We start from the raw sequence: 7,632 nt of genomic DNA on the forward strand, positions 1-7,632 counted from the left end.
AGCAAAAAATCAACAACATTCTTTAATGGATGGAGCGGTAAATTTGGGTGTTTTTTTATTCTTTATTAATTGCACGTAAAAACAAAAACGTCCGAATTATAGGAGAAATAAAGTACATTCTTGCCTGCAAAAATGTCTAGGAATGCGGGTATTGTACCGAGCCGAATTATGCAGAGAAGTTTATCAATATCATCGAAAAATATGAGCTGCATAATATGATAGGGTCGGCAATAAAAAGCTGGTAAAACCGATGCCCAAGAAAGAAGGACAAGTGTATATCGTGAAGAAAGGTGACACATTGAGTGCAATGCGCAAAAATATAAAACAACGGTAGAAAAACTTCAAAATTAAATGGTATTAAAAATCCTAATCTAATTCGTGTCGGACAAAAATTGCGTTTAAAATAGCTCCCTTGCCATTTGGCTGGGACTTTCTTTTTTTTATTATTATTTGTAAAATATATAGTAAAAAATAAGAGAGGAGAATTAATGAAATCTACAGGTATTGTTCGTAAACTTGACGAGTTAGGCCGTGTCGTTATTCCTATTGAGTTGCGCCGCACACTAGGCATCGTTGAAAAAGACCAATTGGAAATTTTGGTTGATGATGAGTATATCATTCTCAAAAAATACAAGCCCAATATGGCATGCCAAGTAACTGGTGAAGTATCAGATAACAATCTTCGGCTTGCTGGCGGTAAAATCATTTTAAGTCGTGAGGGTGCGGAGCAATTGTTAAAAGAGATTAAGCAATGTTTATAAAATTCAACGATTAAAGAAAAATTCGTCAACAATCCGTCAACAACGGGACTAAAACCGACAATCCAATCAAAACAAAATAACAAAATAAGAAAAAACCCTTGATACACAAGGGTTTTTCCGATGGAGCATACCGGGCTCGAACCGGTGACCTTCGCGCTGCCAGCACGACGCTCTCCCAACTGAGCTAATGCCCCGTGGCTGACAATATATTATAGCTACATCAAAATTATAAACTTCTCTATTTTCGATTTCAATAATAAATTTAAAGGAATTGTCGTTTGTTTTTGTTTATGAGCGATCTTCCGCATTCCTTAGGATTTAGATATGTACTGTGAGCAGTAAAGCATATTTTAGAATAGGCGTTTCAAAACGGGAAAACAGCGAAAGCGTCTGGCTGCAGCTAGACGCTTTCAATATCGATTCTGATAACAGAAGGGATAGTGCGAACGGAATAATATATGTCGGTTGTTGTCCGTTTTTGGTCAACTGTCACTTTTAATTTAATTAAATGATAGTTTGTATCAAGATCTTTAATGCGAATGGTTTTAATATGAATATTTTGCTCCTTTATGGAGTTAATGATATCAGTGATGTTTTTCATGTCTGAAACAGTGATTTGTAGATTGATTTCTTTTTCCCGCAGTTGTTTCGGTCCTAAAATGGCTGTAAGAAATGGAAGTAATTCGACGCTGACAATGAGCAGAGCAACGCTGAATAGAGCCTCTTGATAAAAACCGGCTCCAACAGCGATACCAATTCCAGCCGCTCCCCAGATTAATGCGGCTGTTGTCAAGCCGGAAATGCTGTCGTTGCCGCGCCGCAAAATAACCCCTGCTCCTAAAAAGCCGATGCCGGAAACAATTTGCGCTGCAAGACGGAGCGGGTCCATCGTAATGTGATCTTTTATTGGAAAAAGGTAAGCTGACTCAATGGAAACAATCGTCAGCAAACAACTGACGATGGAAATCACTAAACATGTTTTTAAACCAACCGGTTTTCGCTTCAGTTCCCGCTCAAGTCCAATTACCATTCCTAAGACAGCAGATATACTAAGCTTCATAAAGAGATCAATTTCCATCTTCATCACCTCTTTCATCTTAGTTAGTGCTATAATTTTTTCTAAAATGCATCGTGGAGAGATGAAACATGAAATCAACGAATCTATTAAAACCTTATCTTGCTTTATTTGTTGGGGCACTTTCGATCTCAACGTCGGCAATTCTCGTCAAGTGGGTGGCTGCTCCTGCGGCGGTTACGGCTTTTTATCGACTATTTTTGACGGTTCTATTCATGACGCCATTCTTTATTAAATATATACCAGAAATGAGTGGAATTACGAAGCGAGATTGGTTGTTTTCCATTATTTCAGGGGTGTTGCTGGCCTTTCATTTTATTCTTTGGTTTGAATCATTGAACTATACATCTGTAACAAGCTCCGTTGTGTTAGTTACATTACAGCCATTGTTTGCTTTTGTCGGAGGTTATGTCTTTTTTAAAGAAAGATTAACTGTAGGAGCATTGTTAAGCGGGTTGCTGGCGATTACGGGAAGCGTCATTATCAGCTGGGGAGATTTCCGAGTGAGCGGTAAAGCGTTATTTGGCGATTTATTAGCTTTGTTGGCATGTGCAATGGTTACCGGCTATTGGCTGTTTGGACAGGATTTGCGAAAACGGCTTTCGCTCATGACATATACATATGTCGTGTATGGTGTAAGCTCCATGACTTTGCTTTTGTATGTGCTGGCTTTTCGATATTCGTTATTTTCTTACAGTCAAACGGATTGGCTCTGCTTTATTTTATTGGCGATTGTGCCGACATTGCTTGGTCATTCGTTAATGAACTGGTCAGTGAAATGGGTAAGCGCCGTTACAGTTTCGATGAGTATTTTATTTGAACCGGTCGGCGCATCCATTTTAGCATATTTCCTGCTTGGAGAAATCATTCAGCCATCGCAATGGATTGGCGGACTTTTTATTCTGACAGGTATCGGTACGTATTTATGGAGTGAAAATCGAAAGAGAGCATTTTTAGTACAGGAAAGTAGCTGAACCGATTTTTCCGATTACAAGGTGCGCTGGGTTCAAGAAAATACGAACCTGTTCTCGTTGTGGAGCAAATGTCGATAAATATTTAAAGCCGACTCTTGTTGTTTGTTTAAGTAAATAAGCTGATTTTGTCGCATTCTTTCTTCGCTTCGTATTGAGAATTTCAATCATAACTTCTTTTGTCCTGATGCCGATTCCGTGTCCGTAATATAATCCTTTTCCAAAATAAATGGCATTTTCGCCTTGCCATTGAGGTGTTTCAGGGTTGACTTCAGGATTTTTAAAGTAAAGACAGTCACCGGGAATGTAATCGTCCCCGTTTGTTGTTTTTACCCCTAAATCTTTATCATAGTGCCAATCATACAGAAGCAAATTCGCAAACAGCTCATTAAATGTTGTTTCTGGAAGAACTTCAAGCACAGCTTTATAAAAGACAATGACAATGGCTGTAGCACATTCGAACGCATACAGATGGCTATTTTCAAAAATATCGTTAATTCCCGCAGAAGGAAGCACGCCTTCTTTTAGTTCAAATCCGCCGAGATGATTGCGCTGCCAGAACCGTTCGTTACATCTTGAAAATTGAAAAATTGTAAATTTGGCTTTGCTGTGTGCCAACAGCTTGGCAGCTTCAATAATTTTTTCCCGCAATAAAAGTTCAAACATTAGTTGTTTTTGACTGTCGTAAGCATATACTTTTTCTTCTTCTAATAGAGCCTTTAAAATCATTTCTTGTACTTCCGAAAAAGGAGTATTTATAAAAAACGTGTTATTCACAAGATGTTGTGCAATTTTAATCATACGGTCTCCTCTCCTTGTTGAATTATTAACAATTTATCAACATTTTTTCAACAAAATCCACATCAATCTATAATTTCAAGACAATATGTTCGTATATTTTTTCTGGATTAGTTGTTTTTGTGGATAAAATCGGATTTTTTGTTAACAACCTGTTGATAAGTTTGTGTATAACTTGTTTATAAGTTTCTTTCATTTACAAAAAGGAGTGTTATTGTTATAGTAAATTTTGAAAACATGTCGGGGAGCTGAGAGAAATCGGCTGAGAGGATACTGATTCGTATCGACCCGTGAACCTGATCTGGGTAATGCCAGCGTAGGGATGGATATTCATTCTTATTTACGTCATGTTTATGAGGAAATGGCTACCCTTATGCAGGTAGCTGTTTTTTTATTTTATTGGCAGAGGAATTTATTAGTATGTTTTAAACATGTAAAGAAAGGAGAGATGATCAAATGGCAACAGTGAATGTCGGTTTTCAAGTGTTACCGAAAGTAGCAAACGGAAATACTTATGATGTGGTCGATAAAGCGATTGAAGTCGTACAGAAATCCGGTGTGAAGTATGAAGTTGGTGCTATGGAGACGGTAATGGAAGGAGAACTCGATGAACTTTTAGAAATCGTTAAAAAAGCGCAAGATGCCTGCATTGAAGCCGGAGCTTCCGAAGTAATGACATATATAAAAATTCATTACCGCCCTAATGAGGGAGTCACCTTAGATGAAAAGCTTCGGAAATATCGTTAATGCTGTTAAAAGATGGTCATCAATGATGATGCCTTCTTTTGTCATTTTAGCGATTCTTGTTTTATGGGAGTTATCTGTTTATGTAACAGGGATAGAAAAATGGATTTTACCGGCTCCTACCGACATATTTCAGTCGTTAATTAACAGCAGCGATTTACTTGTGATTCATTCTTTACAAACACTGAAAGAAACGCTGCTCGGGTTATTGTTAGCTGTAATCATTGGTATTATATTAGCAACGCTCATCGATGTATCAAAATGGTTTCGGAAAGCGCTTTATCCGTTGCTTGTCATCTCACAGACGATTCCGATTATTGCAGTTGCTCCGTTAATCATGATTTGGTTTGGCTTTGGCATTTTGCCAAAAGTGATTGTCGTTGCACTCGTTTGCTTTTTTCCGATTGCAATTAATTTAGCGGACGGTTATCGCACTGTCGATATTACAATGATTCGTTTGCTGGAAACGATGGGGGCGACAAAATGGCAAATTTTTAAGATGGTCAAGCTTCCAGGGGCGATGCCATTTTTCTTTTCTGGATTAAGAATTGCCGGAACATATAGTGTGATGGGCGCTGTAATTGGTGAGTGGCTGGGGGCGAGTCAAGGCCTTGGGATTTTATTGACACGTTCTTCCCAATCGTTTTTAACCGATCGTGTGTTTGCAACGATAATTGTCATTGTGTTTATGAGTTTAGCCGTTTTTGCGATTGTCGAAGCGCTGGCGCGGGTAACGATGCGATGGCATTATCAACAAAAAAACAAAGATTAGAGAAAGGAAGATGGCTGTGAAACAATTTAGCAAATTTATGAACCTATTGCTTGCCGTAATTTTAATAATAGCTTTAGCTGCATGTAATATGAAGGAAAACCAAGGACAAGAAGCTGACAAAAAGAAAGGAAATGCCGAAAAGACGCTGCAAAAAATAACGGTCATGCTTGATTGGTTCCCGAACACAAACCATACAGGTTTATATGTGGCAAAAGATAAAGGTTATTATAAACAGCAAGGATTAGATGTGGAGATTTTACAGCCAGGTGAAGGAACAACAGCGGATCAATTAGTAGCGGCTGGAAAAGCGGATTTTGGTATCAGTTATCAAGAAAGCGTTACGCAAGCACGTTCTACAGATATTCCGCTTGTTTCCATCGCGGCAATCATTCAACATAATACATCAGCGTTCGCTTCTTTAAAGGAAGCGGGAATTACGTCACCAAAAGATTTCGAAGGCAAACGCTATGGCGGTTGGGGTTCTCCGGTTGAAGAAGCCGTATTAAAAGCGGTTATGCAAAAAGCGAATGCTGATTTTTCAAAATTAAAGATCGTGACGCTCGGTGCAACTGATTTCTTCAAATCCATTGGCCGTGATGCCGATTTCATGTGGATTTATTATGGATGGGATGGCGTTGAAGCGGAACGTCAAGGAAAAGAATTAAATACGATTATGTTAAAAGATTTAGACCCGGCTCTCGATTACTATACTCCGGTTATCGTAACGAACGAAGAGCATGTGAAAGAACAAAAAGAATTAGTAAAGAGATTTATGGAAGCTACTGCAAAAGGTTATGAATTTGCCATTGAAAACCCAGAAGAAGCGGCAGATATTTTAATAAAAAACGCCCCAGAGTTAAATAAAGAATTAGTAAAAGCAAGTCAAAAATGGTTGAGCACAAAATATCAAGATGACGCAGAACAGTGGGGGGTACAAAAGGAAGAAGTTTGGAAGCGTTACGCTGATTGGATGTTCGAACGCGGTCTCATCGAGAAAAATATTGATCCAAAAGCAGCGTTTACAAATGAATTTCTTCCTGGAAAGAAATGATGCTGGAAGTGAAAAATGTTACGAAGGTTTTTTACTCTAATAAATACGAAGATTTAACAGCGCTTGAGGATGTATCTCTTTTTGTTGCGAAAGGTGAATTTGTTTCCATTATTGGGCCGAGCGGATGTGGAAAAAGTACGCTTTTAGAAATGATAGCTGGTTTATTAAAACCGACAAGCGGAGATATTTATCTTAATGGACAGTCTATTACAGGAAAAAAAGGAAACACAGCCTATATGCCGCAAAAAGATGTGCTTTTTCCATGGCGCACCATTATTGAAAACGTCATGATCCCGCTCGAAGTTCAAGGAGTAAAAAAAGCGAAAGCAAAACAAGAAGCGCTTTCTCTCTTGCCGGCTTTTGGATTGGAACAGTTTGCTGATCATTATCCCGAGATGCTATCAGGAGGAATGAGGCAGCGCGTGAATTTCCTGCGAACGTTTTTGTTTCGAAAGGAGCTCATGCTGCTGGATGAGCCGTTCGGCAAGCTAGACGCTTTAACAAAGATGCAAATGCACAAATGGTTGTTAAAGATATTGGAACAGTTGAAGCAAACAGTTTTATTAGTTACCCATGATATTGAAGAAGCTATTTTATTGTCTGATCGAATTTATGTCTTTTCATCGCGTCCAGGCAAGATAAAAAGAGAAGTAGTAGTTACTCTTGACCGTCCGCGTACACAGGAAATGATCACTTCTTCCGCATTTATAGAGATAAAAAAGCAACTGTTCGATTTGTTAAAAACTGATTAGGCTTTATGCCCAATCAGTTTTTTATTGTATGTTGTTTATCGTTCGGCTATAACATACAAGTAAGTCGCTTAGAAGCGCCCACTTCAAATAAAGTTAAGTGGAGGGTAGTTCACTAAACTGAACTAGATTGTTAAAAATATAAAGATTGCTGCAACGTATGTGAGGATATGATTGTACGAATCTGTTATAAGGTTATTTGGTTTAAGAAAAAATTTTTTTAAAAAAGGGGTTGCATCTTATTTTTGGACATGATATATTTAAAAACGTCGCTGCTGAAAAATGATGCAGTGAAGAGGATACAAAAATTGTTGACAAAGTAGAATTTAAATGATATATTCAAAAAGTCGCTTTTGGGCGACATAAAGTAAATGTTCTTTGAAAACTGAACAAAACGAAGCGTCTACAAAGAAAAGCGGAAGCGAGTGTTTAGCGCCGGGAGGAAAATGTTCTTCCGACGAGACATACTTGTATGTCGATGGAGGAAGGTTATTTTCCGCGAGGCGCTGCGAGCTGAAGCTAGACAATTCTTTCTATGGAGAGTTTGATCCTGGCTCAGGACGAACGCTGGCGGCGTGCCTAATACATGCAAGTCGAGCGGACCAAAGGGAGCTTGCTCCCTGAGGTTAGCGGCGGACGGGTGAGTAACACGTGGGCAACCTGCCCTGCAGACCGGGATAACTTCGGGAAACCGGAGCTAATACCGGATAA

Annotated in this window: 8 protein-coding genes, 1 tRNA gene, 1 rRNA gene and 1 riboswitch; of the genes, 7 read left to right on the plus strand and 3 right to left on the minus strand. The window is 38.8% G+C overall.

The genetic code is table 11. The annotated features are described in order from the left end of the window. The first annotated feature begins 488 nt into the window (after nucleotides 1-488). The gene (locus tag B0I26_RS11635) at nucleotides 489-761 is read left to right on the plus strand and encodes an AbrB/MazE/SpoVT family DNA-binding domain-containing protein (RefSeq protein ID WP_111645601.1); all 273 of its coding nucleotides are present in this window, start codon (nucleotides 489-491) and stop codon (nucleotides 759-761) included. A gap of 121 nt (nucleotides 762-882) precedes the next feature. Here B0I26_RS11635 and B0I26_RS11640 read toward each other — a convergent pair. After that, nucleotides 883-955 (minus strand) — tRNA-Ala (locus tag B0I26_RS11640). A 206-nt stretch (nucleotides 956-1,161) separates the two neighbouring features. Beyond that, nucleotides 1,162-1,839 (minus strand): MgtC/SapB family protein, encoded by a 678-nt coding sequence (locus B0I26_RS11645; protein ID WP_111645602.1) that lies wholly within the window; start codon nucleotides 1,837-1,839, stop codon nucleotides 1,162-1,164. Between the two features lie 68 nt (nucleotides 1,840-1,907). Between B0I26_RS11645 and B0I26_RS11650 the strand changes: the two genes are divergently transcribed. Next, the gene (locus B0I26_RS11650; protein ID WP_111645603.1) at nucleotides 1,908-2,810 is read left to right on the plus strand and encodes a DMT family transporter; all 903 of its coding nucleotides are present in this window, start codon (nucleotides 1,908-1,910) and stop codon (nucleotides 2,808-2,810) included. Here B0I26_RS11650 and B0I26_RS11655 read toward each other — a convergent pair. Then, on the minus strand, nucleotides 2,790-3,608 hold the full coding sequence (locus B0I26_RS11655; RefSeq protein ID WP_111645604.1) for a protein-glutamine gamma-glutamyltransferase: 819 nt from the start codon (nucleotides 3,606-3,608) through the stop codon (nucleotides 2,790-2,792). The two genes, B0I26_RS11650 and B0I26_RS11655, sit on opposite strands and share 21 nt — an antisense overlap. A 228-nt stretch (nucleotides 3,609-3,836) precedes the next feature. Then, nucleotides 3,837-3,946: riboswitch (TPP riboswitch) on the plus strand. A gap of 115 nt (nucleotides 3,947-4,061) precedes the next feature. On the opposite strand from B0I26_RS11655, the gene B0I26_RS11660 reads away from it, so the two are divergent. The 5 genes from B0I26_RS11660 to B0I26_RS11680 all read left to right on the plus strand — a co-directional run. Further along, nucleotides 4,062-4,352: an MTH1187 family thiamine-binding protein gene (locus tag B0I26_RS11660; protein ID WP_111645605.1), complete on the plus strand. Its 291-nt coding sequence runs from the start codon at nucleotides 4,062-4,064 to the stop codon at nucleotides 4,350-4,352. Continuing rightward, nucleotides 4,327-5,121: an ABC transporter permease gene (locus tag B0I26_RS11665; RefSeq protein WP_111645606.1), complete on the plus strand. Its 795-nt coding sequence runs from the start codon at nucleotides 4,327-4,329 to the stop codon at nucleotides 5,119-5,121. The genes B0I26_RS11660 and B0I26_RS11665 overlap by 26 nt, the downstream gene beginning before the upstream one ends. Before the next feature lie 10 nt (nucleotides 5,122-5,131). Then, nucleotides 5,132-6,172, plus strand: coding sequence for an ABC transporter substrate-binding protein (locus tag B0I26_RS11670; RefSeq protein WP_111645607.1), 1,041 nt, complete (start codon nucleotides 5,132-5,134; stop codon nucleotides 6,170-6,172). After that, a complete protein-coding gene (locus B0I26_RS11675) occupies nucleotides 6,172-6,924 on the plus strand; it encodes an ABC transporter ATP-binding protein (RefSeq protein ID WP_111645608.1) in 753 nt (250 codons plus the stop codon). The genes B0I26_RS11670 and B0I26_RS11675 overlap by 1 nt, the downstream gene beginning before the upstream one ends. A 529-nt stretch (nucleotides 6,925-7,453) precedes the next feature. Further along, nucleotides 7,454-7,632: ribosomal RNA gene (locus B0I26_RS11680) — 16S ribosomal RNA — on the plus strand; the annotation flags it as partial.

Source organism: Paranoxybacillus vitaminiphilus, assembly GCF_003259935.1.
In the GTDB taxonomy this organism is placed as follows: Bacteria; Bacillota; Bacilli; order Bacillales; family Anoxybacillaceae; genus Paranoxybacillus; species Paranoxybacillus vitaminiphilus.

Coding starts and splice junctions, on each gene's coding strand:
- B0I26_RS11635 (WP_111645601.1), top strand. CDS start 489: ATGAAATCTACAGGTATTGTTCGTAAACTTGACGAGTTAGGCCGTGTC.
- B0I26_RS11645 (WP_111645602.1), bottom strand. CDS start 1,839: ATGGAAATTGATCTCTTTATGAAGCTTAGTATATCTGCTGTCTTAGGA.
- B0I26_RS11650 (WP_111645603.1), top strand. CDS start 1,908: ATGAAATCAACGAATCTATTAAAACCTTATCTTGCTTTATTTGTTGGG.
- B0I26_RS11655 (WP_111645604.1), bottom strand. CDS start 3,608: ATGATTAAAATTGCACAACATCTTGTGAATAACACGTTTTTTATAAAT.
- B0I26_RS11660 (WP_111645605.1), top strand. CDS start 4,062: ATGGCAACAGTGAATGTCGGTTTTCAAGTGTTACCGAAAGTAGCAAAC.
- B0I26_RS11665 (WP_111645606.1), top strand. CDS start 4,327: ATGAAAAGCTTCGGAAATATCGTTAATGCTGTTAAAAGATGGTCATCA.
- B0I26_RS11670 (WP_111645607.1), top strand. CDS start 5,132: ATGGCTGTGAAACAATTTAGCAAATTTATGAACCTATTGCTTGCCGTA.
- B0I26_RS11675 (WP_111645608.1), top strand. CDS start 6,172: ATGCTGGAAGTGAAAAATGTTACGAAGGTTTTTTACTCTAATAAATAC.